This window comes from Streptomyces sp. NPDC093568, from assembly GCF_044764945.1.
Taxonomy (GTDB): Bacteria; Actinomycetota; Actinomycetes; order Streptomycetales; family Streptomycetaceae; genus Streptomyces.
On the sequence record NZ_JBIWJD010000011.1, the window covers coordinates 190,242 to 215,815 of the forward strand.

Sequence of the window (25,574 nt, forward strand, 5' to 3'; positions counted from 1 at the left end):
CGCCATGGGCCAGTACGTCGTGCGGCGCCTGCTGCAGATGGTCCCGGTCTTCGTCGGGGCCACCCTGCTGATCTTCCTCATGGTCAACGTGATGGGCGACCCCATCGCGGGCCTGTGCGGCGACCGGCAGTGCGACCCGGCGACGGCCGCCCAGCTGCGCAAGGAGTTCGGCCTCGACAAGCCCGTGTGGCAGCAGTACCTGACCTACATGGCCAACGTCTTCACCGGCGACTTCGGCACGGCGTTCAACGGCCAGGAAGTCACCGAGCTGATGTCCACGGCCTTCCCCGTCACCATCCGGCTCACCGTCGTGGCGATCGTCTTCGAGGTCGTCATCGGGATCACCCTCGGCGTCGTCACCGGCCTGCGCCGCGGCCGCCCCGTCGACACCGGCGTCCTCCTGCTCACCCTCGTCGTCATCTCCGTCCCCACCTTCGTCACCGGCCTGCTGCTCCAACTGCTGCTCGGTGTGGAGTGGGGCTGGATCCGCCCGTCCGTCTCCCCGGCGGCCCCCTTCGGCGAACTGCTCCTGCCGGGTCTCGTCCTCGCCACGGTCTCCCTCGCCTACATCACCCGCCTCACCCGCACCTCCCTCGCGGAGAACCGGCGCTCCGACTACGTCCGTACGGCCATCGCCAAGGGCCTGCCCAGACACCGGGTCGTCACCCGGCACCTGCTGCGCAACTCCCTCATCCCCGTCGTCACCTTCATCGGCGCCGACATCGGCTTCCTGATGGGCGGGGCGATCGTCACCGAGCGGATCTTCAACATCCACGGCGTCGGCTTCCAGCTCTACCAGGGCATCCTGCGCCAGAACACCCAGACCGTCGTCGGCTTCGTGACGGTCCTCGTCCTCGTCTTCCTCCTGTGCAACCTGGTCGTCGACCTCCTGTACGCCGTACTCGACCCGAGGATCCGCTATGCCTGAGCCGCCGCTGGAGTCCGAGGGGGCCGTCGCGGGGACGGGCGGGGCGATGGGCCTCGCCACCACCGAGGCGGAGACCCTGGAGCAGCGGCCGCCCGCCGCCGAGCCAGGGCCGGCCGGTGCGGATCCCGCGGGCAGGCCCCGTTCGCTGTGGTCCGACGCCTGGCGCGATCTGCGCCGCAACCCCGTCTTCATCGTCTCCGCCCTGATCATCCTCTTCCTGGTGTTCATCGCCCTGTGGCCCTCGGCGATCGCCTCCGGCAGCCCCCTCAAGTGCGACCTCGCCAAGGCCCAGCAGGGCTCCGCGCCGGGCCATCCCTTCGGCTACGACGGCCAGGGCTGCGACGTCTACACCCGCACCGTCCACGGCGCCCGTACGTCCGTCGCCGTCGGCGTCTGCGCCACGCTCGGGGTCGCGCTCCTCGGGTCGGTGCTGGGCGCGCTCGCCGGCTTCTTCGGCGGGCCGTGGGACTCGTTCCTCTCCCGGATCACCGACGTCTTCTTCGCCATCCCGGTCGTCCTCGGCGGCCTGGTCCTGCTGTCGGTCGTGACCAGCAACAGCGTCTGGCCGGTCATCGGCTTCATCGTGCTGCTCGGCTGGCCGCAGATCTCCCGCATCGCCCGGGGCGCGGTCATCACCGCCCAGCAGAACGACTACGTCCAGGCCGCCCGAGCCCTGGGCGCCTCCAACAGCCGCATCCTGCTGCGCCACATCGCCCCGAACGCCGTGGCCCCGGTGATCGTGGTCGCGACCATCGCGCTGGGCACGTACATCGCCCTGGAGGCGACCCTGTCCTACCTGGGCGTGGGACTGAAACCGCCGAGCGTCTCCTGGGGCATCGACATCTCCGCCGCCTCCCCCTACATCCGCAACGCCCCGCACGCCCTGCTCTGGCCGTCCGGAGCGCTGGCGATCACCGTCCTCGCGTTCATCATGCTCGGCGACGCGGTACGCGACGCCCTCGATCCCAAGCTGAGGTGAGGAAGTGACGGTGGTGTCAGCGCCCAAAGGGGCGCGGGGAACCGCGCGCCCAGCCACGACGAGGCGCCGGACGCCCGACGGCCTGTCGTGGCACCCCCTGGCGGAGCGCTTCGTCCGCGACGCCCTCGACCCGAAGCTGAGGTGAGCCGACGCATGCTGCTCGAAGTGCGGGACCTGCACGTGGAGTTCAGGACCCGGGACGGCGTCGCCAAGGCCGTCAACGGGGTCAGCTACGGCGTGGACGCCGGCGAGACCCTCGCCGTGCTCGGCGAGTCCGGCTCCGGGAAGTCCGTCACCGCGCAGGCGATCATGGGCATCCTCGACACGCCGCCCGGCCGGATCACCGGCGGCGAGGTCCTCTTCCAGGGCAGGGACCTGCTCAAGCTGAAGGAGGAGGAGCGGCGCAAGGTCCGCGGCGCCGAGATGGCGATGATCTTCCAGGACGCGCTCTCCTCCCTCAACCCCGTGCTCTCCGTGGGGGAGCAGCTCGGTGAGATGTTCGTCGTGCACCGGGGCATGTCCCGCAAGGACGCCCGCGCCAAGGCCGTGGAGCTGATGGACCGGGTGCGCATCCCGGCCGCCAAGGAGCGCGTGAGGCAGTATCCGCACCAGTTCTCCGGCGGCATGCGCCAGCGCATCATGATCGCGATGGCCCTCGCCCTCGAACCGGCCCTCATCATCGCCGACGAGCCGACGACCGCCCTCGACGTCACCGTCCAGGCCCAGGTCATGGATCTGCTGGCGGAGCTGCGGCGCGAGTACGACATGGGCCTGATCCTCATCACCCACGACCTCGGCGTGGTCGCGGACGTGGCGGACCGGATCGCGGTGATGTACGCGGGTCGGATCGTGGAGTCGGCGCCGGTCCACGACCTCTACAAGGCGCCCGCCCACCCGTACACCCGCGGCCTGCTCGACTCCATCCCCCGCCTGGACCTCAAGGGCCGGGAGCTCTACGCCATCAAGGGCCTGCCGCCCAACCTCATGGACATCCCGAGGGGCTGCGCCTTCCACCCCCGCTGCCCGGCGGCCCAGGACGTGTGCCGCACCGACGTGCCGCCCCGGTACGAGGTCTCCGAAGACCGGCGCAGCGCCTGTCATTTCTGGAGGGAGTGCCTGAATGGCTGAGGCGATTCTGGAGGTCGGCGGGCTCGTCAAGCACTACCCGCTCACCCGGGGCGTGCTCTTCAGGAAGCAGGTCGGCTCGGTGAAGGCCGTCGACGGCGTCGACTTCACCCTGCACCGCGGCGAAACCCTCGGCATCGTCGGCGAGTCCGGCTGCGGGAAGTCGACGGTCGCCAGAATGCTGGTCAACCTGGAGCGCCCGACGGCCGGCTCGATCACGTACAAGGGCGAGGACATCACCCGGCTCTCCGGCCGTGCCCTGAAGGCCGTACGGCGCAACATCCAGATGGTCTTCCAGGACCCGTACACCTCGCTGAACCCCCGGATGACGGTGGGCGACATCATCGGGGAGCCCTACGAGATCCACCCCGAGGCGGCACCCAAGGGCGACCGGCGCCGCAGGGTCAGGGAGCTGCTGGACGTCGTCGGTCTCAACCCCGAGTACATCAACCGCTACCCGCACCAGTTCTCCGGCGGCCAGCGCCAGCGCATCGGCATCGCCCGGGGCCTGGCCCTGCGCCCGGAGGTCATCGTCGCCGACGAGCCGGTCTCCGCCCTCGACGTCTCCGTCCAGGCCCAGGTCATCAATCTGATGGCCCGCCTCCAGAGCGAGTTCGATCTCTCCTACGTCTTCATCGCCCACGACCTGTCGATCGTCCGGCACATCTCCGACCGGGTCGGCGTGATGTACCTCGGGCGGATCGTGGAGACCGGCCGGGACACCGAGATCTACGACCATCCCACGCACCCCTACACCCAGGCGCTGCTCTCCGCGGTCCCCGTCCCCGACCCGGAGGCCCGTGAGCACCGCGAGCGGATCCTCCTGGCGGGCGACGTCCCGTCCCCGACGAACGTCCCCTCCGGCTGCCGCTTCCGCACCCGATGCTGGAAGGCGCGGGAGCGGTGCGCGGCGGAGGTGCCGGTGCTGGCGGTGCCGGAGCCGTTGCGGGGGACGGGCGGGCCGGCGGCGCACGCGTCGGCGTGCCACTTCGCCGAGACCGTGCCGGTCAGGCGCTCCGCGCCGGGGCAGGGGGTGGTGGCCGAGGCCCGGCCATAGCCGCACAAACGCCCATGAACTGCGTTAACACGCAGGCAACTTGGCTGACCCGGTACCGATATACGGACGCGTCAGTCTGTACAGCGTACGGCCGTGCGGGTGCCGTAAACGGACCGGGGTGCGCCATGTCACCCCGGTCCGTTGCCGTCTAGGCGAGCCCGAGCGACCGGCGCAGGAAGTCGAGCTGGAGCAGCAGCAGGTTCTCGGCGACCTCCTCCTGCGGGGTCATGTGGGTCACCCCGGACAGCGGCAGCACCTCGTGCGGGCGGCCGGCGGCGAGGAGGGCGGAGGACAGGCGCAGGGAGTGGGCGACGACGACGTTGTCGTCGGCCAGCCCGTGGACGATCATCATCGGCCGGTGCGGTTCGGCCGGGTCCACCAGGCCCGCGTCGTCGATCAGCGAGTTGCGCCGGTAGACCTCCGGCTGCTCGTCGGGGTGGCCGACGTAACGCTCCTGGTAGTGGGTGTCGTACAGGCGCAGATCGGTGACCGGGGCCCCGACCACCGCCGCGTGGAAGACGTCCGGGCGGCGCAGCACCGCGAGCCCCGCCAGATAGCCGCCGAAGGACCAGCCGCGGATGGCCACCCGGGTCAGGTCGAGCGGGAACCGCTCGGCGAGCGCCTGGAGCGCGTCGACCTGGTCCTGCACCACGACCGCCGCGATGTCGTCCTTGACGGCCTTCTCCCAGGCGGGGGAGCGGCCGGGCGTGCCGCGCCCGTCGGCGACGACCACGGCGAACCCCTGGTCGGCGAACCACTGCGAGGTGAGATGCGGATTGTGCGCGGCCACCACCCGCTGGCCGTGGGGGCCTCCGTAGGGATCCAGCAAGACCGGGAGCGGAGTGTCACCGGCGTAGTCCCGAGGCATAAGCACGGCGCACGGGATGCGGCGTGCGCCCCCTTCGGTGAGGGTCATGCGCGGGGTCAAACCGGGATCTTCCGCATACGACCGGACGGTCGCCGTCGGCTTGCCGTCGCGCAGCACCTGGACCTGGGCGCCGGGCCGGTGCGGCGTGTGGGACACCAGCACCGTCACGCCCCCGGCGCGGACCGCCCCGTGCACGCCCGGCTCCTGGGACACACGCTCCACACCGAGCTCGTTCACCCGGTACACATGCACCTCGCCGATCTCCGGATCGGCCGCCGTCTCTCCCGCCGACGCCGAGATCAGCACGTCGTCGGCGGTGACGTCCAGCACCGCGCGGACATGCAACTGCGGTCCGGTCAGCGGGCGTTCGCCCACCGTGAGAACCCGTGCGCCGCCCTCGTCGGCGATGCGCACAAGGTGACCGGAAGGGCTCCAGCAGGGCACCCCAGGGAAAAGATCCAGCCATTGTGGATCTTCGTCCGCGTGCACCATCCGGGTCGCCCCGGTCGCCGGGTCCACGGCCAGGAACAGCTGGCTGAGCTGGTCGCGCGCTTGTACGAGCAGCAGTGGCGCGCCCGCCGCTGACCAGTGCACTCGCGCCAGATAGGGATAGCGCGCCCGGTCCCAGGAGACCTCCGTGCGCACCCCGTCCAGCCCGATCACGAACAGCCGGACGTCCGCGTTCGGCGTCCCCGCCGCCGGGTAGGCCACCCGCTGCGGCTCCCGCTCGGGACGGGCCGGATCGGCGATCCACCAGCGGCGCACGGGCGTGTCGTCCGCGCGCGCCACCAGCAGCCGGTCCGATTCCGGGCTCCACCAGAAGCCCCGGTGACGCCCCATCTCCTCGGCCGCGATGAACTCGGCCAGTCCGTAGGTGACCCCGTCCGACTCCGGCTCGGCCAGCGCACGGTCGCCCTCGCCCTCGGCGCCCACCACCCGCAGGGCGCCCTGCGCCACGTACGCGACGTGCCGTCCGTCGGGGGAGGGGCGGGGGTCGATCACCGGCCCGGGAACGGTGAGTTCGCGTGCCGTGCCGGCCCGCAGCTCGGCCGTGAAAAGCCGCCCTGACAAGGCGAAAGACGCCAACTCGACCGCGTTGTCGGTGGCGTGGGCGACGATGCCGGCGCCGCCCTCACGACTGCGCTCGCGCCGCGCCCGCTCCTCCTGCGAGAGGTCCTCGGAGGCGCCGCCCAGGAGGGCGCGCGGGTCCGCCGCAACGCGCTCCTCACCGCTCGCCGTGTCGAGCACCCACAGCGAACTCGCCGGGTCCGTACCGGAGGTGGAGCGCAGGAACACGACACGGGAACCGTCGGGCGACACCGCGAACGCGCGCGGCGCGCCGAGGGTGAAGCGCTGGGTGCGGGCGTGCCGTCGGGGGAAGGACACAGGCTCGGTCGTCATGCCCTGACCATATTGGCCAGTGCGCCCCCTTGTGCGGCTGTGCGCCGATCGATGCGCACGTACGGATAGTTATGATCACTGTCGCATAGTGGGTATGAACCTGCTGGCTGCTGGATGGATTTATCTGCCCCCATAGTCCAACCCCCCGCGCCTGGGATTCTTGGAGGTGAGCCGCCGTGGCACTCTCGATTTCGGCGGTGGTGCTGCTGGCGATCATCGTCTTCCTGCTGATCAAGAAATCAGGGCTGAAGGCGGGCCACGCGGTGGTCTGCATGCTGCTCGGTTTCTACCTGGCGTCCTCGACCGTCGCTCCCACCATCAGTGAGCTGACGACGAACATCGCGGGCATGATCGGCAGCATCAAGTTCTGAGCGAGGCCGCGCGGCGTTGTCGGTGACTCCTCGTAGGGTGGGCCCATGAAGGATCTGCCCGACCGGCGTCTGCTCCTGGTGCACGCGCACCCGGACGACGAGTCGATCAACAACGGCGCGACCATGGCCAAGTACGCGGCCGAGGGTGCCCGGGTGACCCTGGTCACCTGCACCCTCGGTGAGCACGGCGAGGTCATCCCCGCCGGGCTCCAGCACCTGACGGGCGCCGCCCTGGGGGAACACCGCCTGGGCGAGCTCGCGGCCGCGATGCGCGAGCTCGGCGTCGAGGACTTCCGTCTGCTCGGCGGCAAGGGGCGCTTCGAGGACTCGGGGATGATGGGCATCGCCGACAACGACGACCCGGCCTCCCTGTGGCAGGCCGACGTCGACGAGGCGGCCGGCGCGCTGGTCGAGGTGATCCTGGAGGTACGCCCCCAGGTCCTCGTCACCTACGACCCCGACGGCGGTTACGGCCACCCGGACCACATCCAGGCCCACCGCATCGCCATGCGCGCCGCCGAGCTCGCCGCGGACGCGGGGTGGGACATCCCCAAGGTGTACTGGAACCGCGTCCCGCGCACGGTCGCGGACGAGGCCTTCGCCCGGCTTCAGGCGGATCTGCCGGGACTGCCCTTCGGCAAGTCGGCCACGGTCGACGATGTGCCGGGTGTCGTCGCGGACGAGTCGATCACCACCGTGATCGACGGCACCGCGCACGCCGCCGCCAAGGCCGCAGCGATGCGGGCGCACGCGACGCAGATCGAGGTCGCCGAGCCGTACTTCGCGCTCTCCAACGAGCTCGCGCAGCCCCTCTTCACCACCGAGTACTACGAGTTGGTGCGCGGAGACAGACCGGAAGGCACGGAATCCGACCTGTTCGCCGGTCTCGCGCCCGAGGAGGCGTCATGAGCTCGATGCTCGCCCAGCCGCTCAGGCTGAAGCGGCCCTCCGCGCTGCGGGCGCTCGCCTACCTGGGGCTCTTCGTGCTCGGCGCGGTGGTCGCCGTGGCCGGCGCGCTGGTGCAGCCCGCGTGGTTCCCGGGCGGCCTGCTGCTCGCGCTGGCCGGCGAGGCGGGGCTCATGCTGGGCTCCGGGCGCGCCATGGGCGGCCGGGCCGGGGCCGTCGCGGCCGCCGCCGGATGGATCATCACCGTCATCCTGCTCACCGCCACCCGCCCCGAGGGCGACTTCGTCTTCGGCACGGCAGCCGCCTCCTATCTCTTCCTGCTCGGTGGCATGGCTGTTGCTGTGATCTGCGCCACCCTCGCCCCCCTGCGGCAACCGGGTGGCGACGGCGTCCGACTTGGCAAGTGACGTACCACTTCTCCACGCCGGACACGTGCGAGTCCCGTGTGGGTTTCCCAGGCGGTCGTGGGATACGGGCCAGAAGTGGCCAGTATGGTGGTGCGCGCCGCCGAGCCGCCCGCAGTGATGAGGTCGAAACGGGCGGCGGAGCCAACCGGGAGAACATGCCTTGAGTCGTGAAACTGACACTCCGTCCTCCGGGCCCAACGGGCACGGGGGAGCCGCATACCCCTCGGGCACGCCGCCGTACGGGACCCCCATGGCTTCCGACAGTGGCGCGGACGCGGGCCGTTCGGCCACGCAGCCGGAGGAACGCAAGACCGAGACCACGCTGACGACCCGGATCCGGATCAACATCCCCGGATCCCGGCCCATTCCGCCGGTCGTCGTGCGCAAGCCCGTCTCCGAGGCCGAGAGTCCCGGTGCCGACGGCGCGGACACCGAGGCACCGGCACCGGCCGGCGCCACGTCCGCGGCCACCGGTGTCGTGGAGCCTGCGGCCGAACCCGCGGCGCAGGCCGAGGAGAAGACGAGCGACTGGTTCGCACCGCGCAAGTCCGGGCCCGCCAAGGGTGGTCAGGGCGGCGCCCCGACCAACGGCGCCGGTCTGCCCGGCGGTTCGGGCCCGGGCGCGAGCGGTTCCGGCGGCACGGGTGCCGGGCGCCCCGGCGGTGTCGTCGGCTCGATGAGCGTGCCGGGCGGCTCCCGCCCCGGCGGCGCGAACGGCGCCCGTCCCGACGGTGGCTCCCGTCCGGGCGCGGGGCTCCCCGGCGGCGCGACCGGCGGTCCCGTGGCTCCGGGACACGGCGGCGGCACCGGTTCCTTCGACGTGACCGAGGCGCTGGCCGCGGGCCCGCTGGGCGGCGGCAACGGCTCCCGCCCCGGTGGCGAGACACGCCGCGACGACCTGCCGTACTTCTCCGGCAACGAGACGGGCGGCCAGGGCGGCCCGAACGGCCAGGGCGCCCCGAACGGGCAGAGCGGCCCCGCCGGACCGAACGGCCCCGCCGGCTACGGCGCCCAGGGCGGCCCCGGCGGCTTCGACCCGGCCGCCGACTTCAACGCCCCGAGCGACTTCGGCGGCTCCAGCGACTTCAACGGCCCGACCGGCCGCGGCGGCCGAGGCGGCCCGCAGGGCCCGGCCGGCCCGACCACCGGTCCGGTCACCGGCGTCGGCCCGGCGGTCCCCCCGGTCGCGGGCGGCGGCCCCGGCGGCATCGGCGCCCCTGGCGGGCCCCGCGGTCGCGGCGGTCCGGCAGGTCCCGGCGGTCCGGGCGGCCCCGGCATCTCCGCCGGTCCCGGCGGCCCCGGCCTGCCCGGCATCAACGTCGGCCCGAGCCGGCCGGGCGGCCCCGGCGCTCCCGGCAACGGCCCGGGCGGTCCGGCGGGCCCCGCGGGCCCGGGTGCCCCCGGCAGCGGACCGGCCGGCCCCGGCGCCGGGTTCCACGCGCCCGGCCAGGGCCCCGGCGGCGGCCTCAGCGACGACACCGCGATCCTCACGCCGCAGAAGCCGGCCCCCGAGCCCGGCTCCCCGAACTACGGCGTCGCCGACAACGTCTCCGGCCACACCGTCACCAGCGGCATTCCGGTCGTGCCCGGCGGCGCCCAGGGCGGCCCCTTCGGGCCCGGCGGCACCGACGCCCCCGGACCGCACACGCCCCCGAAGCTGCCCGACCCGTCCCCGGCGAGCTCCTCGGCCACCCGCGCGCCCAAGAAGAAGGGCCGCAGCAAGCTGGCCCTGGTCGGCGGCGGCGTGGTCGTCCTCGCGGGCGGCCTCTACGGCGCGGGCCTGCTGATGAACCACACCGACGTGCCCAAGGGCACCACGGTGCTCGGTGTCGACATCGGCGGCGGCACCCGCGACGACGCGGTCAAGAAGCTCAACGACGCCTTCGACGAGCGGGTCAACAAGCCGCTGAAGCTGTCGGTGGGCGGCAGGACCGTGGAGCTGGAGCCGGACCAGGCGGGCCTCCAGTTCGACATGCAGCAGACGGTCAGCACCGCCGCGAGCAGCGACTACAACCCGATCTCGGTCATCGGCTCCCTCTTCGGCAACCAGCGCGTCGTCGACCCGGTCATGCCCACCGACGAGGAGAAGCTGGCCGCCGCCCTGGCGGACACCTCCGGCGGCAACGGCTCGGTGACCGAGGGCACGGTCAGCTTCAAGACCGGCAAGGCGGTCGCCGTGTACGGCAAGGCCGGCAAGGGCATCGACGCCGCCAAGTCGGCCGCCGCGGTCGAGGAGGCGTACCGCACCCAGGTGGAGACGGGCGCGTCCTCCGCGGTGCAGGTCGCCACGACCACTCAGCAGCCGACGATCTCGAACGCCGAGGTCGACCGGTTCATGAAGGAGTTCGCCGAGCCGGCGATGGCGAGCAAGGTCACGATCCAGACGGACGCCGCGCACAGCATCCCCTTCGGCGCGCTGTCCCTGCCGAAGATCCTCGGCGTCAAGGCCGTCGACGGCAAGCTCGTGGACACCTACGACCTCAAGGCGCTCAAGGAGGCGTACGGCGCCACCTTCGACGGCGTGAAGATCAACGGCGCGAGCGGCAAGCGCGACGTCCTCCCGGAGGACGTCGCCTCCGCCCTGCGCAAGGCGCTGCGCGCCAAGACGGCGGCGGAGCGCACCGTCACCATCGACACCAACCCGAGCTAGCCCTACCGCTCGGAACGATCCGAGGGGCACCCGGCACGCGCCGGGTGCCCCTCGGCGTCGTATGACATCTGTCATCCGGCAGTCAGGACCGCCGACACTGCCGGGGCACCGGGCCGCGCGGCCACTCTGGAGCGCATGACAACGACTGCGCCGAACACGGCGACCGCGGTGGTCGGATTCGACCGTGTGAGCAAGAGCTACGGGAGCGTACGGGCCGTCGACGGCCTCACGCTCACGCTGCACCCGGGGGAGACCGTGGCCCTGCTGGGCCCGAACGGGGCCGGCAAGTCCACCACGCTCGATCTGCTGCTCGGCCTCAAGAGCCCCGACAGCGGCACGGTCGCCGTCTTCGGCACCGAGCCGCGTGAGGCGATCGTCGCCGGCCGGGTGGGCGCCATGCTGCAGAGCGGCGGGCTGATGGACGAGGTCACCGTCGCCGAGGTGGTCCGGCTGGCCTGCGATCTGCATCCGCGGCCCTACCCCGTGCCCGACGTCCTCGCCCGCGCGGGCATCGCGCAGATAGCCGACCGCAAGGTGGACAAGCTCTCCGGCGGCCAGGCCCAGCGTGTCCGCTTCGCGCTCGCCACGGCCGGCGACAGCGATCTGATCGTCCTGGACGAGCCGACCACCGGCATGGACGTCACCACCCGCCAGGCGTTCTGGGCCACCATGCGCGAACAGGCCGACCGCGGCCGTACGGTCCTGTTCGCCACGCACTACCTGGAGGAGGCCGACGCCATCGCCGACCGGGTGCTGGTCCTGCACCGCGGCAGGCTGCTGGCCGACGGCACGGCCGCCGAGATCAAGGCCAAGGCCGGCGCGCGCAGGATCTCCTTCGACCTGGCCGACGCCCCCGTGGACGAGTCCGCGCTGCGGGACCTGCCCTTCCTGACCCACCTCGACGTCTCGGGCCACACCGTGCGCATCCGGTCCGCCGACGCCGACGCCACCGTCCACGCCCTCTACGGCCTGGGCCTGTACCCCCGCAATCTCGAAGTCGCCGGGCTCGGTCTGGAGCAGGCGTTCGTCGCCATCACCGCCGCCGAGGAGGCCCGCCGGTCATGAACGGTCTCATCAGGCTCGAACTCGCCCGCGCCCTGCGCAACCGCAAGTTCCTGTTCTTCTCGGTCGCCTACCCGGCCATCCTGTTCCTGCTGATCGCGGGCAGCGCCGACAGCACCACGAAGGTCGACGGCACCGGCCTGACCCTGCCGACGTACATGATGGTCTCGATGGCCTCCTTCGGCGCCCTGACGGCCGTCCTGATGGGCAACAGCGAGCGCATCGCGAAGGAGCGCGAGGGCGGCTGGGTACGGCAGCTCCGGCTGACCGCGCTGCCGGGCCGCGGGTATGTGCTGGCCAAGACGGCGAGCGCGGCCGTGGTCAGCCTGCCGTCGATCGTGGTCGTCTTCCTCGTCGCCGCCGTCGTGAAGGACGTACGCCTGGACGCCTGGCAGTGGCTCGCGCTCACCGGCGCGATCTGGGCCGGGAGCCTGGTCTTCGCCTCGCTGGGGGTGGCGATCGGATACCTGGCGAGCGGGGACGCGGTCCGGCCGATCACGATGATCATCTACTTCGGTCTGTCCATCATGGGCGGCCTGTGGATGCCCACGACGTCCTTCCCGGGCTGGCTGCAGGACATCGCCAAGTGGGTGCCCACGCACGCGTACGCTGCCCTGGGGCAGGCCATCGAGCAGAGCCGGGCTCCGCACGCCAAGGACCTCGTCGTCCTCGTCGTCTCCTTCGCCCTGTTCACGGGCGGCGCGGCCTGGCTGTACCGGAAGGACACGTTGAAGGCGTGAGCGGCACAGGCGTCGGGATCGGACAGCGCCCGCAGAACCCCAGGCAACGCTTCGTCAAGCTCCTGTGGACCGGTATCTGGCTGGTGTACCTGAGCGCACCGGCCAACGACCTGCTGCACGGCGGTCACAGCACAGGTGTGCGGCTCCTCGGCTGGATCGGCCTCGCCGCGTTCGTCACCTGGTACATGCTGCTGCTCTTCCGCACCGGCCGCGGCGAACGCAACGCCGTCGTGCTCGGCTCGCTCGGCGTCCTCGCTGCCCAGTCCACGGTCCTCGCCCTCACCCTGGGCCGGGAGTGGCTGGTGCTGTTCGTGTACGTGTCGATCGCGTCCGGCGCCGCCCTGCCGCTGCGCATGGCCCGCTGGACGATCCCGGGCGCCTGCGTGCTGATGACCGCCATCGCGTTCGCGACCCCGGGCGGCACGGCCTTCCTGGCCGGGCTGCTGATCCCGGCGCTCCTCGGAGGCTTCGCCATGACCGGCGTACGGGAGCTCGTGCGCACCACGATCGCGCTGCGCGAGGCCCGTGCCACCGTCGCCCAACTCGCCGCCAACGAGGAGCGCCTGCGCCTGGCACGGGACCTGCACGACCTGCTCGGCCACTCCCTGTCCCTGATCACCATCAAGAGCGAACTCGCCGGCCGGATGCTCCCCGACCACCCCGACCGTGCGGCCCAGCAGGTCGCCGACATCGAGCAGGTCAGTCGCCAGGCCCTGGTCGACGTGCGGGAGGCCGTCTCCGGCTACCGCCGGCCGCGTCTGGCCGCGGAACTGGCGGGCGCCAAGGTCGCCCTGACGGCGGCCGGAGTCACGGCGCAGCTCCCGGCCGAGCCCGGCCTGACGGACGTCCCCGAGGACAGCGAGACGGCCCTGGCCTGGGCCCTGCGCGAGGCCGTCACCAACGTCGTACGGCACAGCGGCGCCCGGCGCTGCACGGTGGAGCTCCTGCACCGTCAGACCCTCGACGGCCCCGTCCTCGAACTCTCCGTCGAGGACGACGGCTCGGGCGACCGGGGCAGCGGGCCCGGCCACGGGCTGACCGGCCTGACGGAACGCCTGACGAAGGCCGGCGGCACCCTGGAGGCGGGCGGCACCCGGCACGGCTTCCGCCTGACGGCCCGCGTGCCGGCCGGGGCCTCGGCGACCGTAGGATCCGCCACATGAGCCGCACGATCAAGGTCCTCCTCGCCGAGGACCAGTCGATGGTCCGCGAGGCACTGGCCGCCCTGCTCGGCCTGGAGGAGGACATCGAGGTCGTCGCCCAGGTGGCCCGCGGCGACGAGGTGCTGGCGGCGGCCCGCGCGCACGACGTCGACGTGGCGCTGCTGGACATCGAGATGCCGGGCGCGACGGGCATCGAGGCGGCCGCGCTGGTGCACGCGGAGCTGCCGGCCGTGAGGCTCGTCATCCTCACGACCTTCGGCCGCCCCGGCTACCTGCGCAGCGCGATGGAGTCCGGCGCCGACGCCTTCCTGGTCAAGGACGCCCCGGCGGCCCAACTGGCCGAGGCGGTACGCAAGGTGCTCGCGGGCGAGCGGGTCATCGACCCCACGCTGGCGGCCGCGGCGCTGGCGGAGGGCGCCAACCCGCTGACCGACCGCGAGCGGGAGGTCCTGCGAGCGGCGGAGGACGGTTCGACGAACGCCGAACTGGCGGCGGCCCTGCACCTGTCCCAGGGCACGGTCCGCAACTACCTGTCGACGGCGATCCAGAAGCTGGCGGTACGGAACCGGGCGGAGGCGGTACGGATGGCGAGGGAGAAGGGCTGGCTGTAGCGCCCCGTAAGGGGCGCGGGGCTGTATCGATATGCGGCTCCGCCGCGTGGGCGCGACCAGCTACGACGAGCCCGCAGCCGCACGAGAACACACCCTCCCACGGCGAGAGGGCGAACTAGTTCAACATCGCCCGAGCAGCCCGAGCCTCCCCCCGCACCCGCTCAGCCGCCCCTTCATCCACCGCACTGATCAACTCCGCGTACTCCTCCAACTCCACGGCCCCATCGACGAAGTCCCCCCGCTGAACGAGCAACCGCGCCCGGTCGCACCGCAGGCGAGCCGGATGCCTCGGCAGGGCCAGCGACAACTCCACCGCCCACAACGCCACGTCCGTCCGCTCGGGCCGGGTGGTCGCCCACGCCCGGATGTTGTTGAGCACCCGCAGCACCACGTCCAACGGGTCGGCCGGCGTCAGCATCGACGGCTGCAACGGCGCCCCCGTGGCCCCCGCCACCAGCAACTCCGCGTCGCTCCCGGTCAGCACCCGCCCCCCGTCGAACGGATCGGCCAGCACCTGGTCATCGGCGGGCCCGAAGCCCACCACGAAGTGACCGGGCAGAGCGACCCCGTACACCGGCGCTCCCGCCCGGCGGGCGACCTCCAGCCACACCACCGACAGCAGAATCGGCAGCCCCCTGCGCCGCGCCAGCACCTGATGCAGCAGCGACGACTCCAGCCGCTGATAGTCCGCGGCGGAGCCACGGAACCCGTACCGCTCCCCGAGCAGTTCCCGCAGCGCCACGGCCCACGCCCTCGGCCCTCCGGGCCTGAAGGGCAGCTGTCCCGCCAGGTCGTCCAGCTCCACCTGGGCGCGGTCCATCCCGGCCTCGTCCAGCGCGCCGTCGCCCTCGGCTCCCACCAGCAGACACAGCGTCGCCAGGTCGGGCCGTTCGGACCGGGCCTCTTCGGCGAACCTCCGCCGCAGTTCGGCGGAACGCTCGGGGGGCGGGGGGTACAGGGGACGCATAGCTGGCTCGTGCCCTTCCACAGCGATCGGTACCGCCGCTCACAGTGATCGATCGTGGCGGCGGTAATGGTGGTACGCGTGATGCGCGGCGAACCCCATCCCGGCGTACAGCCCCCGTGCGCCCGCGTTGTCCGTCTCGACCTGGAGCCACGCCGCCGACGCCCCCTCCTCGAGGGCCCGCCGGGCCAGCGCGGCCATCACCCGGGTCGCCAGCCCCTGCCGCCGCAGCGCCGGATCCACCTCCACGGCGGCAAACCCGGCCCACCGCCCGTCCACGACACACCGCCCGATCGCGGCGGGCGCGCCACCAGCCGCACCGGCGACCGACGCGAACCACACCGACGGCCCGCTGCCCAGCACCTTCAGGGCCACCTCGCTCACCCCCTTGCGCTGATACCGGGTAAGCCAAGCGTCGTCCGCCTCCCGGGACAGCACCACCGCGGCGCCCTCGTCCCGGTCGGCGACCGGCGCGAGCGCCCCGATCCACAGCTCGGCGGTCACCTCACGCGCCCACCCCAGCCGCTCCAGCTCCGCGCACAGCTGCTCCTGGGTGCCCTCGGCCCCGGTCGCGGTCTGGATGTAGGCGGGGAGTCCCCGGTCGCCGTACCAGCGCTGTACGGCGTCGAGCGCGGCCGGCAGCGGCATGCCCGGGTCGCCCAGCGGGAGCGCCGAGTTGGCGCGGCGGGTGAATCCGGCGGCGGCCCGCAGTTCCCACTCGCCGAGCCGTTCGCTCTCCACCGGCCGCCACGAGCGCGCGGAGACGTGCGCGAGCTCCTCGTACGAGGCGGCGGGACCCCGGCGCCGGGCCGGAGCGGTGGGCACCACCTTGCCCGCGACCAGCGACGCTTCCGGAATACGGACGGTCTCGCCACTCTTCCGTGTGATCAGGAGCACACCGTCGTCCCATGATGCGAGAACACCCACCGTGTCGGTGAACTTCTCACCCTCGCGCGCAGGATCGTTCAGGCGGCGTACGGAGACCCGTTTACCCACGTCAGCAGCGGTGACACGGACCTCAAGGCGCCCTGTCGCAGAGATTTCCACAGGTCGGTTCACCCCTCCTGTTCGGATCATGCCCAAGAACGGAGATACTAGGGGCGGGCATCGACGACGCCGCGCTCCCGCGCGCCAGGCGGCGGAGCCTGTGGAGGCCCGCCAGCGCCCTATCGAGGAGGAACGACAGCGTGACCTACGTCATCGCGCAGCCTTGTGTCGACGTCAAGGACAAGGCGTGCATCGAGGAGTGCCCGGTCGACTGCATCTACGAGGGCCAGCGGTCCTTGTACATCCACCCGGACGAATGCGTCGACTGCGGTGCCTGTGAGCCGGTCTGCCCGGTCGAGGCGATCTTCTACGAGGACGACACTCCGGAGGAGTGGAAGGACTACTACAAGGCGAACGTCGAGTTCTTCGACGAGCTCGGCTCCCCCGGCGGCGCCAGCAAGCTGGGCCTGATCGAGCGGGACCACCCCTTCATCGCCGCGCTGCCGCCGCAGGCCGAGTAATCCTCACCGGCGACCCGCACAGCGTGCCGCCTCGGTCCCGTACGGCCTGATCGCCGTCCGGGGCCGGGGCGTTGCCGTATCCGGCAGTTCCAGAAAGTGAGCCAGATCCCGTGTCCGCAGTCTCCGACCGCCTTCCGACCTTCCCCTGGGACAAGCTGGAGCCGTACAAGGAGACGGCCGCCGCGCACCCGGGCGGCATCGTCGACCTGTCCGTCGGCACGCCGGTCGACCCGGTTCCCGAGCTGATCCAGAAGGCCCTGATCGACGCGGCCGACTCGCCGGGCTATCCGACGGTCTGGGGCACCCCGGCGCTGCGCGACGCGATCACGGGCTGGGTGGAGCGCCGCCTGGGCGCCCGCGAGGTCACCCACCGCCACGTCCTGCCGATCGTCGGCTCCAAGGAGCTGGTCGCCTGGCTCCCCACCCAGCTGGGCCTCGGCCCCGGCGACAGGGTCGCCTACCCGCGCCTGGCGTACCCCACCTACGAGGTCGGCGCCCGACTGGCCCGCGCGGACCACGAGGTCTACGACGACCCGACGGAGCTGGACCCCGAGGGCCTGAAGCTCCTGTGGCTGAACTCCCCGTCGAACCCGACGGGCAAGGTCCTGGCCAAGGACGAGCTGACGAGGATCGTCGCCTGGGCCCGGGAGCGCGGCGTCCTGATCTTCTCGGACGAGTGCTACCTGGAGTTGGGCTGGGAGGCCGACCCGGTCTCGGTCCTGCACCCGGACGTGAACGGCGGCTCGTACGACGGCATCGTGGCCGTCCACAGCCTGTCCAAGCGCTCGAACCTGGCGGGCTACCGGGCGGCGTTCCTGGCCGGTGACCCCGCCGTCCTCGGCCCCCTCCTGCAGATCCGCAAGCACGGCGGCATGATGACCTCGGCGCCGACCCAGGCGGCGGTCGTCGCGGCCCTCGGCGACGACGAGCACGTCCGCGTCCAGCGCGACCGCTACGCCGCCCGCCGCGCGGCCCTGCGCGCGGCCCTGGAGGCCCACGGCTTCCGCATCGAGCACAGCGAGGCCAGCCTCTACCTGTGGGCGACCCGGGAGGAGTCCTGCTGGACCACCATTGCCCACCTGGCCGACCTGGGCATCCTGGCCGCCCCGGGCGACTTCTACGGCGAGGCGGGCGCCCGTCACGTACGCGTGGCGTTCACGGCGACGGACGAGCGGGTGGCCGAGGCGGTACGACGCCTGGCGTAGCCACGTCAGGCCGCCCGTCCCGTGCGGGCACGCGAAAGCCGACGGAGCCCGGGAAGTTCCCCGGACCCCGTCGGCTCGAGCCAGGCGCGGCCGACGTCAGCCGACCGGAAGGCCCTGCACCGGCAGAGAACCGGTCGGCAGACCGCCCTGGGTGGCGCTTCCGGCCGCCTCGCCGAGGACGGACCCGACCGAGCCGGCCACGCCGCCCGCGGTCTCCTGCGCGGCGGTGGCCCGCTCCTTGGCGACCTTGCCGCCGGTCTTCGTCACCTTGCCACCGGTCTTGGCGGCGGTCGGCACCGCCTTCTTCGCGGCCTTGCCGCCGGTCTTGGTCACCTTGTCGCCGGCCTTCGCGGCGGTCGGCAGCGCCTTGTCGACCGCCGTGTCGACGGCGCCGCCCGCGAGCCCGGTGGCGTTCTGAGCCGCGCCGTCGACGACGGTCGTGCCGTCCAGGGCGGTCAGTCCGCCGACCTTGGACGCGTCGGGCAGTTCGGGGGCCGCGCTGGCGGAGCCGGCCGCACCGACCCCGGCAGCCGCTCCCGCAGCGACGATGAGCGCGGCACGGGCGATCCGGCGGGTCAGGGGGAGGGACATGATGCTCCTTCGACGGGTAAGTCGGATGAGAACGATGAAGTGTCCGACCAGGCCCGGCAGTTGACCGACTGGCTGTTGATCTCCGGGCTCGGACGCAGTGACTACCGCTCGAAGCCCGCGAAGGTTGCGGCGTCCCAACGTAAAGAGTTGGCAATGCGTCGCATTATCGCCTGCGGATAAAAACGGGCAAAGCGCGTCCCGTCCGAAAGCCCGCCGAATCCTTACAGCCCTTTGTTTCCAAGGGAATTGATGGATTCGAGGCCGGTCGCGGAAAGACCTGCCCACGCCGTCGCCGGACCACACCCGCGGTAACCCGCGGGGATGAGTTCCCGAACGGCTGCGCGTACTACGGAGTCGTGACGATACGGACCGAGTCCGCGTCGCTCCCGGCCTTCGACGCGCCCGCCGCGGTGATGGCCCGCCACTGGCTGTCGGTGTTCCCGGCGGTCCACTCCCGCCCGGCGTACGACACCCGCTTGATGTGCAGTTCGGAGGCGTTGGCCACGGCCCAGTGCGCCAACTGCCAGCCGCGCTCGCCCGCACCGCGCCGGGCGGAGCCCCCGCCGGCGGGCACCGGCAGCACGACGGTCCGGGCGTCCTTCTTGATCACGGACGGAGTGGGCGAGGGTTCGGCCTTCTCGCCGCCCACCTCCGCCGCCGTCGGCTGGAGCGCGTCGCGCCCGAAGTCCCGCAGCAGCGCGGCCCGTACGGAGTCGGCGTCCCCGGTGGCGCGGGTGGCCCCGGGGCGCCCCTCGCAGGTCAGCGTGGCCGCCGAGCGCCCGGTGAGAGCGGCGGCGAGCAGCGTCGCGTCCGGCTCGTGCTTGGCGTACGCCTCCGGGAAACCGCTGCGCTGGACGCGCTGCGCGGCGACGGTGAGCGGCAGCCGTGTGTAGTCGTGGACCTTGACCAGGTGCTCGTAGAAGATGCCCGCCGAGTAGATCGGGTCGAGGATCTCCTCCTCGGTGCCCCAGCCCATCGAGGGCCGCTGCTGGAACAGGCCCAGCGAGTCGCGGTCGCCGTGGGTGATGTTGCGCAGCCCCGACTCCTGGAGCGCGGTGGCGAGCGCGATCGTCACGGCCCGCTCGGGCAGTCCGCGGCCGGTGCCGACGGCGGCGATCGTCGCCGCGTTCACGGCCTGTTCCGGCGTGAACTCGTAGCTCGCCGGACCACCCTTGTCCGAGACGACCTCGCAGCCCGGTGTCCCCGTGCCTCCGGTGACGTACTGCACGGCGAGATATCCCGCGACGGCGAGCAGAACCATGAAGGAGGCCCCGCGACGCAGGAGGCGGCCTCGACGTTTGGGAGCGGCGGACGACTCTGGCACGCCCTACAAAATAGCCGAGGCTACTGAGGGGTACGGGCCGAGTGGGGAAAGTGCGCCGTCGGCGCCACGGCGCGGCGCGTTAGGGTCGGCACCATGGCCGACACCTCCCTTGACCTCACGCTCGACGCCGCGAAGCTCACCGCGCAGCTCGTCGACTTCCCCTCCGTCAGCGGCACGGAGAAGCCGCTCGCGGACGCGATCGAGAACGCCCTGCGCGCCCTGCCGCACCTGACGGTCGACCGGTACGGCAACAACGTGGTCGCGCGGACGAGCCTGGGACGGTCCGAGCGTGTGATCCTCGCCGGTCACATCGACACGGTGCCGATCGCGGACAACGTGCCGTCGAGGCTGGACGAGGACGGCGTCCTGTGGGGCTGCGGCACCTGCGACATGAAGTCGGGGGTGGCGGTCCAGCTGCGCATCGCGGAGACGGTCCCGGCCCCCAACCGCGACCTGACCTTCGTCTTCTACGACAACGAGGAGGTCACCGCCGACCTCAACGGCCTCAAGCACATCGCCGAGAACCGTCCCGAGTGGCTGGAGGGCGACTTCGCCGTGCTGCTGGAGCCGTCGGACGGCGAGGTGGAGGGCGGCTGCCAGGGCACGCTCAGGGTGCTGCTCAGGACGAAGGGGGAGCGTGCCCACTCCGCGCGCTCCTGGATGGGCTCGAACGCGATCCACGCGGCGTCGCCGATCCTGGCGAGGCTGGCGTCGTACGAGCCGCGCTACCCCGTGATCGACGGCCTGGAGTACCGGGAGGGCCTGAACGCGGTCGGCATCTCGGGCGGCGTGGCGGGCAACGTCATCCCGGACGAATGCGTGGTGACCGTCAACTTCCGTTACGCCCCCGACCGCACCGAGGAGGAGGCGATCGCGCACGTCCGCGAGGTCTTCGCCGACTGCGGGGTCGAGGAGTTCGTGGTCGACGACCACAGCGGCGGCGCGCTCCCCGGTCTCTCCCATCCGGCGGCAGCCGCGTTCATGGCCGCGGTCGGCGGCACCGCGCGCCCCAAGTACGGCTGGACGGACGTCTCCCGCTTCTCGTCGCTGGGCATCCCGGCGGTCAACTACGGCCCCGGCAATCCGCACTTGGCACACAAGCGGGACGAACGGGTCGAGGTGGCCAAGGTGCTGGCGGGGGAGGCGCGCCTGAGGGCATGGCTGACCGCGTAGGCGCGGAGGCCCGACGGCGGGCGGGCGGGGTTCGCCGGGAGGGCGCTTCATGGCGGACATGCCCGCGTCCCCCGTCCGTAACCCGCGTGGATCTACGCTGAGGTGGAAAGACCTGGCAAGTGGAGGGAGCGCTACATGGCTACCGGCAACCCCGAGGGCAAGAAGCAGCCACCGGAGGAGCAGCGCCTGGGGCCGGTCCTCCGGCGGCGCGGCCAGGTGACCGCGAGCACCACCGACCAGCGGCTGCTGGACGCCGGGGGCCCGTCGGACTGGGTCCACACGGATCCCTGGCGAGTCCTGCGCATCCAGTCGGAGTTCATCGAGGGCTTCGGCACCCTCGCCGAACTCCCGCCCGCCATCAGCGTCTTCGGCTCGGCTCGCACGCCCGTGGACTCACCCGAGTACGACGCCGGCGTGCGGCTCGGCCGCGGCCTGGTCGAGGCCGGCTGGGCCGTGATCACGGGTGGCGGCCCCGGTGCCATGGAAGCGGCGAACAAGGGCGCGCTGGAGGCGGGCGGCATCTCGGTCGGCCTCGGCATCGAGCTGCCGTTCGAGCAGGGACTGAACCCCTATGTCGACATCGGTCTGAACTTCCGGTACTTCTTTGTCCGGAAAATGATGTTTGTGAAGTATGCCCAGGGGTTCGTCGTCCTCCCCGGCGGCCTCGGCACCCTCGACGAACTCTTCGAGGCCCTCACCCTGGTCCAGACCCAGAAGGTCACCCGCTTCCCGATCGTCCTGTTCGGCAGCGCGTACTGGGGCGGCCTCGTCGACTGGCTGCAGAACACGCTGGTGGCCCAGGGCAAGGCGGCGGAGAAGGACCTGCTCCTGTTCCACGTCACCGACGACGTGGAGGAGGCGGTGGCACTGGTGTCGAAGGAGGCCGGGCGCTAGCGCTCGGCCCGGACCGGGTGCGGTGCCCGCGCGGGCACCGCACCGAGGGGCTCTAGGCCAACCCCCGCCGGGCCACCGCCGGCGGCCGGTGGCCCGCGATCGACGCCACCATCTCCAGCACCTGACGCGTCTCCGCCACCTCGTGCACCCGGTACACCTGCGCCCCGAGCCACGCCGACACCGCGGTCGTCGCCAGCGTCCCCACCACCCGCTCCTTCACGGGCTTGTCCAGCGTCTCCCCGACGAAGTCCTTGTTGGACAGGGACACCAGCACCGGCCACCCCGTCTCCACCATCTCGCCGAGCCGCCGGGTCGCCTCAAGGCTGTGCCGCGTGTTCTTCCCGAAGTCGTGCCCGGGGTCGATCATGATCGACTCCCGGGGCACCCCCAGCGCGAGCGCCCGCTCGGCCAGTCCCACCGTCACCCGCAGGATGTCGGCCATGACGTCGTCGTACGTCACCCGATGCGGCCGCGTCCGCGGCTCGGCGCCCCCGGCGTGGGTGCACACCAGCCCCACCCCGTAGCGCGCGGCGACCTCCGCCAGCCCCGGATCCACCCCGCCCCACGCGTCGTTCAGCACATCGGCCCCCGCCTCGCACACCGCCGCGCCCACCTCGGCCCGCCAGGTGTCCACGCTGATCACGACGTCGGGGAAGCGCCGGCGCACCTCGGCCACGAACCCGACCGTCCGCCGCGCCTCCTCCTCGGCGGTCACCTCTTCCCCCGGCCCGGCCTTGACCCCGCCGATGTCGATGATGGCCGCCCCCTCCGCCACCGCCTGCTCCACGCGCGCGAGGGCCGGCTCGTCGCGGAAGGTCGCTCCCTGGTCGTAGAAGGAGTCCGGGGTCCGGTTCACGATCGCCATGATCACCGGTTCGTGCGCGCCGAATTCGCGCGTGCCCAGCCTGAGCATCCCCTATGACCTCTCCTAGTACGTCCTGGCAAGTCGTCGGCCTTCGGCCGCCTGCGACCCTAACTGTCAGAGTCGCATGGCACGATCGGACACTGAGACACTCGACCGCACGCATCAACCGACCGTGGGGGCCACAGCGATGGTCATGTTCCTGTTCCTGGTCGTCGCGCTGGCCGTCGTGGTCGCCGCGGTGACGCTCGCCGTGGTGGGCGGCGGCGAGGGCGACGGACCGCTGCCGGAGGCAGCGCCCGAGCGACTGCGCGACCCGCTGCCGCCGGACCGCCCGGTCGACCGCGCGGACATCGACAGCCTCCGCTTCCCGCTCGCCGCCCGCGGCTACCGCATGGCCGACGTCGACGACGCCCTCAGCCGCCTCGGCGCCGAGCTCGCCGAGCGCGACGCCCGCATCGCCGACCTGGAGTCCGCGCTGGCCGGGGCCCGGACGGGGTCCGGCGGCCGGGTGTCCATGGAGAAGGACGGCCCGGAGGACCAGCGATGAGCGACGGTACGGCCATCGCGGGTCCGGACGGCGCCCTGCGCTGCCCCTGGGGCCTGTCCACCCCGGACTACGTGGCCTACCACGACGAGGAGTGGGGCCGCCCGGTCCACGGCGACGAGCCGCTGTTCGAACGCCTCAGCCTGGAGGCCTTCCAGTCCGGCCTGTCCTGGATCACGATCCTGCGCCGCCGGGAGGGCTTCCGCGCCGCCTTCGCCGACTTCCAGATCACGAAGATCGCCGCCTTCACCGACGCCGACCGCGACCGCCTCCTGGCCGACCCGGGCATCATCCGCAACCGGGCCAAGATCGACGCGACCCTCGCCAACGCGCGCGTGCTCGCCGACTGGGCTCCGGGCGAGCTGGACGAGCTGATCTGGTCCCACGCCCCGGATCCGGCCGCCCGCCCGGCCCCGCAGACCTCCGCGGACGTCCCCGCGATCACCCCGGAATCGACGGCCCTGTCAAAGGCCCTGAAGAAGCGGGGCCTGCGCTTCGTCGGCCCGACGACGGCGTACGCCATGATGCAGGCGTGCGGCCTGGTCGACGACCACTTGGCTTCCTGCGTGGCGAGGGGCGCCGGCTAGGTCCTGCCGTTTGGATCAGCCCCGGCTGCGAGGATCGGTTCTTCTCGGCCGAGCCGAGCGGGGGCGATGGGGGTGCCCCCGCGCGAGCGAAACCGGTTCGAGCGTGGGGGAGGGCGTGCCAGGGCCCGCGGCGCCGGGATGATCCAGGCGACAGGGCCCAGGGGTGCGGGGATGCGTGCGACCAGCCCGCCCGGACCCGCAGCCCCCGACGCGCTACCGCCTCGGGCTCATCGGCCCAGATACTTCGGCTTCTCCTTGTTCACGAAGGCCTGCACGGCGATCGCGTGGTCCTCGGAGGATCCGGCCCGGGTCTGCAGCTCGTCCTCCTTGTCCAAGGTCTCGTCCAGGGAGTGCGACAGCCCGAAGGCCACCGCCTCCTTGATCGCGCCGTAAGCCACCGTCGGCCCCTCGGCGAGCGCCCGGGCCACCTTCTCGGCCTCCGCGCGCAGCTCGGCCGCGGGCACGAGACGGTTCGCGATCCCCAGCTCGTACGCCTCCTGCGCCTTGATGTTCCGTGGGAAGAGCAGCAGGTCGGCGGCCCGGCCGGGCCCCACCACCCGGGGCAGCGTCCACGAGATCCCGGAGTCGGCGGTCAGGGCAACGCCCGCGAACGACGTGTTGAAGGCCGCCGTGTCCGCCACCACCCGGTAGTCCGCCGCCAGCGCGAAGCCGAAGCCGGCCCCGGCCGCGACGCCGTTCACCCCGGCCACCACGGGCTTCGCCATCCCGGCCAGCGCCCGCACGATGGGGTTGTAGTGCTCACGCACGGTACTCATGGTGTGCCCCGAGCCGGTCTCCCGGTCGGAGATCAGCAGCCCGATGTGCTCCTTCAGGTCCTGGCCCACGCAGAACGCCCGCTCACCGGCGGCGGTCAGCAGCACGGCCCGTACGGCGTCGTCGCCCGCCGCGGCCTGGACCGCGTCCCGCAGGGCGACCTTGGCCGCGACGTTCAGCGCGTTCATCGCCTCGGGGCGGTTCAGCGTGATCGTCGCGAGTCCGTCGCTCACCTCGTAGAGCACGGTGTCGGCCATGGGGTATCCCCTCCGGGGTAGAGGCTTGGGCGTACCGGTCGGTACGCGCCTGTCTGAGGACAGCATGGCGGAGATCACGGACAACGGCCCCGAGCGGACGTGTGACCTGCGTCAAAGAATTCGTGCCCGTTTCCGTTCGGCCGAAGTGTGTGCGGTGGCGCAGTATCGCAGTCACATCGCCGAATTGAGTGGTTTTGCTCGCGTGCGTTGCCCAAGCGATGCCGACTGATGTTGGTCATCGGGTCCTGAGATGCGGGATAATGGCTTGGAAGCAATGTGTTCGATGCCGGTGTCGCGTGTCTCATGCCAGACGCGCGTGCCCTCCATGGGGCCGTCGGCTTTGACGATGAGCTGGTTTCAGGAAGGGGAACGAGCATGGCGGCCATGAAGCCGCGGACGGGCGATGGCCCGCTCGAGGTGACCAAGGAGGGGCGGGGCATCGTCATGCGCGTTCCGCTCGAAGGCGGCGGTCGGCTCGTCGTCGAGCTGACCCCTGACGAGGCCGACGCACTCGGCGACGCCCTCAAGAAGGTCGTCGGCTGACGCGGCAGCGACCCTATCCTTTCGGCGGCCCCGGCATCGCACATGGTGCCGGGGCCGCCGCGTCCGCGGTAGCTCCG

The 25,574-nt window shown here is 72.1% G+C and carries 27 protein-coding genes; 20 read left to right on the forward strand and 7 right to left on the reverse strand.

The features are described 5' to 3' along the window. Positions 1-4 precede the first annotated feature (4 nt). From ACIRD7_RS35250 to ACIRD7_RS35265, 4 genes are all read left to right on the forward strand, one after another. The gene (locus tag ACIRD7_RS35250; protein ID WP_403459908.1) at positions 5-928 is read left to right on the forward strand and encodes an ABC transporter permease; all 924 of its coding nucleotides are present in this window, start codon (positions 5-7) and stop codon (positions 926-928) included. After that, the gene (locus ACIRD7_RS35255) at positions 921-1,907 is read left to right on the forward strand and encodes an ABC transporter permease (protein ID WP_403459909.1); all 987 of its coding nucleotides are present in this window, start codon (positions 921-923) and stop codon (positions 1,905-1,907) included. The genes ACIRD7_RS35250 and ACIRD7_RS35255 overlap by 8 nt, the downstream gene beginning before the upstream one ends. Positions 1,908-2,060: 153 nt before the next feature. Beyond that, positions 2,061-3,035, forward strand: a complete 975-nt coding sequence (locus tag ACIRD7_RS35260) for an ABC transporter ATP-binding protein (RefSeq protein WP_403459910.1) — start codon at positions 2,061-2,063, stop codon at positions 3,033-3,035. Next, entirely contained in the window at positions 3,028-4,089 is a 1,062-nt protein-coding gene (locus ACIRD7_RS35265) for an ABC transporter ATP-binding protein (protein WP_403459911.1), read from the forward strand. Before ACIRD7_RS35260 ends, ACIRD7_RS35265 begins: the two co-directional genes overlap by 8 nt. 148 nt (positions 4,090-4,237) lie before the next feature. On the opposite strand, the gene ACIRD7_RS35270 is transcribed toward ACIRD7_RS35265, so the two are convergent. After that, positions 4,238-6,358 carry a prolyl oligopeptidase family serine peptidase gene (locus ACIRD7_RS35270; protein ID WP_403459912.1) on the reverse strand — a complete coding sequence of 707 codons (2,121 nt, stop codon included), beginning with the start codon at positions 6,356-6,358 and terminating at the stop codon, positions 4,238-4,240. Between the two features lie 176 nt (positions 6,359-6,534). On the opposite strand from ACIRD7_RS35270, the gene ACIRD7_RS35275 reads away from it, so the two are divergent. From ACIRD7_RS35275 to ACIRD7_RS35310, 8 genes are all read left to right on the forward strand, one after another. Beyond that, the gene (locus ACIRD7_RS35275) at positions 6,535-6,729 is read left to right on the forward strand and encodes a hypothetical protein (RefSeq protein ID WP_019755516.1); all 195 of its coding nucleotides are present in this window, start codon (positions 6,535-6,537) and stop codon (positions 6,727-6,729) included. Between the two features lie 45 nt (positions 6,730-6,774). Then, complete coding sequence (gene mshB, locus ACIRD7_RS35280) at positions 6,775-7,638, forward strand: N-acetyl-1-D-myo-inositol-2-amino-2-deoxy-alpha-D-glucopyranoside deacetylase (RefSeq protein WP_403459913.1); 864 nt, start codon at positions 6,775-6,777, stop codon at positions 7,636-7,638. Next, positions 7,635-8,042, forward strand: a complete 408-nt coding sequence (locus ACIRD7_RS35285; RefSeq protein WP_403459914.1) for a DUF6113 family protein — start codon at positions 7,635-7,637, stop codon at positions 8,040-8,042. Before mshB ends, ACIRD7_RS35285 begins: the two co-directional genes overlap by 4 nt. Positions 8,043-8,292: 250 nt before the next feature. Continuing rightward, complete coding sequence (locus ACIRD7_RS35290) at positions 8,293-10,692, forward strand: hypothetical protein (RefSeq protein ID WP_403459915.1); 2,400 nt, start codon at positions 8,293-8,295, stop codon at positions 10,690-10,692. A gap of 135 nt (positions 10,693-10,827) precedes the next feature. Continuing rightward, on the forward strand, positions 10,828-11,757 hold the full coding sequence (locus tag ACIRD7_RS35295) for an ABC transporter ATP-binding protein (RefSeq protein WP_403459916.1): 930 nt from the start codon (positions 10,828-10,830) through the stop codon (positions 11,755-11,757). After that, positions 11,754-12,494: an ABC transporter permease gene (locus tag ACIRD7_RS35300; protein ID WP_403459917.1), complete on the forward strand. Its 741-nt coding sequence runs from the start codon at positions 11,754-11,756 to the stop codon at positions 12,492-12,494. Before ACIRD7_RS35295 ends, ACIRD7_RS35300 begins: the two co-directional genes overlap by 4 nt. Beyond that, positions 12,491-13,657 carry a sensor histidine kinase gene (locus tag ACIRD7_RS35305; RefSeq protein ID WP_403459918.1) on the forward strand — a complete coding sequence of 389 codons (1,167 nt, stop codon included), beginning with the start codon at positions 12,491-12,493 and terminating at the stop codon, positions 13,655-13,657. Before ACIRD7_RS35300 ends, ACIRD7_RS35305 begins: the two co-directional genes overlap by 4 nt. Then, the gene (locus ACIRD7_RS35310; RefSeq protein ID WP_403459919.1) at positions 13,654-14,268 is read left to right on the forward strand and encodes a response regulator transcription factor; all 615 of its coding nucleotides are present in this window, start codon (positions 13,654-13,656) and stop codon (positions 14,266-14,268) included. Before ACIRD7_RS35305 ends, ACIRD7_RS35310 begins: the two co-directional genes overlap by 4 nt. A gap of 115 nt (positions 14,269-14,383) precedes the next feature. On the opposite strand, the gene ACIRD7_RS35315 is transcribed toward ACIRD7_RS35310, so the two are convergent. Both ACIRD7_RS35315 and ACIRD7_RS35320 read right to left on the reverse strand, forming a co-directional pair. Then, a complete protein-coding gene (locus ACIRD7_RS35315) occupies positions 14,384-15,235 on the reverse strand; it encodes a tetratricopeptide repeat protein (RefSeq protein WP_403459920.1) in 852 nt (283 codons plus the stop codon). A gap of 39 nt (positions 15,236-15,274) precedes the next feature. Then, a complete protein-coding gene (locus ACIRD7_RS35320; RefSeq protein WP_403459921.1) occupies positions 15,275-16,309 on the reverse strand; it encodes a GNAT family N-acetyltransferase in 1,035 nt (344 codons plus the stop codon). 110 nt (positions 16,310-16,419) lie between these two features. Between ACIRD7_RS35320 and fdxA the strand changes: the two genes are divergently transcribed. Further along, the gene (fdxA, locus tag ACIRD7_RS35325) at positions 16,420-16,740 is read left to right on the forward strand and encodes a ferredoxin (RefSeq protein ID WP_030929316.1); all 321 of its coding nucleotides are present in this window, start codon (positions 16,420-16,422) and stop codon (positions 16,738-16,740) included. A gap of 110 nt (positions 16,741-16,850) precedes the next feature. Further along, positions 16,851-17,945: a bifunctional succinyldiaminopimelate transaminase/glutamate-prephenate aminotransferase gene (locus ACIRD7_RS35330; RefSeq protein WP_403459922.1), complete on the forward strand. Its 1,095-nt coding sequence runs from the start codon at positions 16,851-16,853 to the stop codon at positions 17,943-17,945. Between the two features lie 96 nt (positions 17,946-18,041). Here the strand turns inward: ACIRD7_RS35330 and ACIRD7_RS35335 are convergent, their stop codons facing one another. Beyond that, a complete protein-coding gene (locus ACIRD7_RS35335; protein ID WP_403459923.1) occupies positions 18,042-18,536 on the reverse strand; it encodes an ATP-binding protein in 495 nt (164 codons plus the stop codon). Between the two features lie 346 nt (positions 18,537-18,882). After that, positions 18,883-19,797 carry a heavy metal transporter gene (locus ACIRD7_RS35340; protein ID WP_403459924.1) on the reverse strand — a complete coding sequence of 305 codons (915 nt, stop codon included), beginning with the start codon at positions 19,795-19,797 and terminating at the stop codon, positions 18,883-18,885. Positions 19,798-19,953: 156 nt separating this feature from the next. On the opposite strand from ACIRD7_RS35340, the gene dapE reads away from it, so the two are divergent. Both dapE and ACIRD7_RS35350 read left to right on the forward strand, forming a co-directional pair. After that, entirely contained in the window at positions 19,954-21,033 is a 1,080-nt protein-coding gene (gene dapE / locus ACIRD7_RS35345; protein WP_403459925.1) for a succinyl-diaminopimelate desuccinylase, read from the forward strand. A gap of 135 nt (positions 21,034-21,168) precedes the next feature. Next, a complete protein-coding gene (locus ACIRD7_RS35350; RefSeq protein ID WP_403459926.1) occupies positions 21,169-21,927 on the forward strand; it encodes a TIGR00730 family Rossman fold protein in 759 nt (252 codons plus the stop codon). Positions 21,928-21,979: 52 nt separating this feature from the next. On the opposite strand, the gene folP is transcribed toward ACIRD7_RS35350, so the two are convergent. Next, positions 21,980-22,840, reverse strand: coding sequence for a dihydropteroate synthase (folP, locus tag ACIRD7_RS35355; RefSeq protein WP_403459927.1), 861 nt, complete (start codon positions 22,838-22,840; stop codon positions 21,980-21,982). A gap of 145 nt (positions 22,841-22,985) precedes the next feature. Here folP and ACIRD7_RS35360 point away from each other — a divergent pair, with 145 nt between their 5' ends. Further along, complete coding sequence (locus tag ACIRD7_RS35360; RefSeq protein ID WP_403459942.1) at positions 22,986-23,339, forward strand: DivIVA domain-containing protein; 354 nt, start codon at positions 22,986-22,988, stop codon at positions 23,337-23,339. Next, a complete protein-coding gene (locus tag ACIRD7_RS35365; protein ID WP_403459928.1) occupies positions 23,336-23,923 on the forward strand; it encodes a DNA-3-methyladenine glycosylase I in 588 nt (195 codons plus the stop codon). Before ACIRD7_RS35360 ends, ACIRD7_RS35365 begins: the two co-directional genes overlap by 4 nt. A 227-nt stretch (positions 23,924-24,150) precedes the next feature. Here ACIRD7_RS35365 and ACIRD7_RS35370 read toward each other — a convergent pair whose 3' ends face one another. Then, positions 24,151-24,954: an enoyl-CoA hydratase/isomerase family protein gene (locus ACIRD7_RS35370; protein WP_403459929.1), complete on the reverse strand. Its 804-nt coding sequence runs from the start codon at positions 24,952-24,954 to the stop codon at positions 24,151-24,153. Positions 24,955-25,018: 64 nt separating this feature from the next. On the opposite strand from ACIRD7_RS35370, the gene ACIRD7_RS35375 reads away from it, so the two are divergent. Beyond that, a complete protein-coding gene (locus ACIRD7_RS35375) occupies positions 25,019-25,183 on the forward strand; it encodes a hypothetical protein (protein WP_403459930.1) in 165 nt (54 codons plus the stop codon). Between the two features lie 146 nt (positions 25,184-25,329). After that, a complete protein-coding gene (locus ACIRD7_RS35380) occupies positions 25,330-25,497 on the forward strand; it encodes a DUF3117 domain-containing protein (RefSeq protein ID WP_003966491.1) in 168 nt (55 codons plus the stop codon). The last annotated feature ends 77 nt before the right edge of the window (positions 25,498-25,574 follow it).

What these genes read in the sequence shown, in the direction of transcription:
- ACIRD7_RS35300 (WP_403459917.1), top strand. Translation starts at nt 11,754, where the DNA reads ATGAACGGTCTCATCAGGCTCGAACTCGCCCGCGCCCTGCGCAACCGC.
- ACIRD7_RS35295 (WP_403459916.1), top strand. Translation starts at nt 10,828, where the DNA reads ATGACAACGACTGCGCCGAACACGGCGACCGCGGTGGTCGGATTCGAC.
- ACIRD7_RS35250 (WP_403459908.1), top strand. Translation starts at nt 5, where the DNA reads ATGGGCCAGTACGTCGTGCGGCGCCTGCTGCAGATGGTCCCGGTCTTC.
- ACIRD7_RS35350 (WP_403459926.1), top strand. Translation starts at nt 21,169, where the DNA reads ATGGCTACCGGCAACCCCGAGGGCAAGAAGCAGCCACCGGAGGAGCAG.
- ACIRD7_RS35270 (WP_403459912.1), bottom strand. Translation starts at nt 6,358, where the DNA reads ATGACGACCGAGCCTGTGTCCTTCCCCCGACGGCACGCCCGCACCCAG.
- ACIRD7_RS35360 (WP_403459942.1), top strand. Translation starts at nt 22,986, where the DNA reads ATGTTCCTGTTCCTGGTCGTCGCGCTGGCCGTCGTGGTCGCCGCGGTG.
- mshB (WP_403459913.1), top strand. Translation starts at nt 6,775, where the DNA reads ATGAAGGATCTGCCCGACCGGCGTCTGCTCCTGGTGCACGCGCACCCG.
- ACIRD7_RS35290 (WP_403459915.1), top strand. Translation starts at nt 8,293, where the DNA reads ATGGCTTCCGACAGTGGCGCGGACGCGGGCCGTTCGGCCACGCAGCCG.
- ACIRD7_RS35260 (WP_403459910.1), top strand. Translation starts at nt 2,061, where the DNA reads ATGCTGCTCGAAGTGCGGGACCTGCACGTGGAGTTCAGGACCCGGGAC.
- folP (WP_403459927.1), bottom strand. Translation starts at nt 22,840, where the DNA reads ATGCTCAGGCTGGGCACGCGCGAATTCGGCGCGCACGAACCGGTGATC.
- ACIRD7_RS35335 (WP_403459923.1), bottom strand. Translation starts at nt 18,536, where the DNA reads ATGTCCCTCCCCCTGACCCGCCGGATCGCCCGTGCCGCGCTCATCGTC.
- ACIRD7_RS35265 (WP_403459911.1), top strand. Translation starts at nt 3,028, where the DNA reads ATGGCTGAGGCGATTCTGGAGGTCGGCGGGCTCGTCAAGCACTACCCG.
- ACIRD7_RS35285 (WP_403459914.1), top strand. Translation starts at nt 7,635, where the DNA reads ATGAGCTCGATGCTCGCCCAGCCGCTCAGGCTGAAGCGGCCCTCCGCG.
- ACIRD7_RS35365 (WP_403459928.1), top strand. Translation starts at nt 23,336, where the DNA reads ATGAGCGACGGTACGGCCATCGCGGGTCCGGACGGCGCCCTGCGCTGC.
- ACIRD7_RS35310 (WP_403459919.1), top strand. Translation starts at nt 13,654, where the DNA reads ATGAGCCGCACGATCAAGGTCCTCCTCGCCGAGGACCAGTCGATGGTC.
- ACIRD7_RS35370 (WP_403459929.1), bottom strand. Translation starts at nt 24,954, where the DNA reads ATGGCCGACACCGTGCTCTACGAGGTGAGCGACGGACTCGCGACGATC.
- ACIRD7_RS35255 (WP_403459909.1), top strand. Translation starts at nt 921, where the DNA reads ATGCCTGAGCCGCCGCTGGAGTCCGAGGGGGCCGTCGCGGGGACGGGC.
- ACIRD7_RS35315 (WP_403459920.1), bottom strand. Translation starts at nt 15,235, where the DNA reads ATGCGTCCCCTGTACCCCCCGCCCCCCGAGCGTTCCGCCGAACTGCGG.
- ACIRD7_RS35375 (WP_403459930.1), top strand. Translation starts at nt 25,019, where the DNA reads ATGGCGGAGATCACGGACAACGGCCCCGAGCGGACGTGTGACCTGCGT.
- ACIRD7_RS35380 (WP_003966491.1), top strand. Translation starts at nt 25,330, where the DNA reads ATGGCGGCCATGAAGCCGCGGACGGGCGATGGCCCGCTCGAGGTGACC.
- ACIRD7_RS35320 (WP_403459921.1), bottom strand. Translation starts at nt 16,309, where the DNA reads ATGATCCGAACAGGAGGGGTGAACCGACCTGTGGAAATCTCTGCGACA.
- ACIRD7_RS35340 (WP_403459924.1), bottom strand. Translation starts at nt 19,797, where the DNA reads ATGGTTCTGCTCGCCGTCGCGGGATATCTCGCCGTGCAGTACGTCACC.
- dapE (WP_403459925.1), top strand. Translation starts at nt 19,954, where the DNA reads ATGGCCGACACCTCCCTTGACCTCACGCTCGACGCCGCGAAGCTCACC.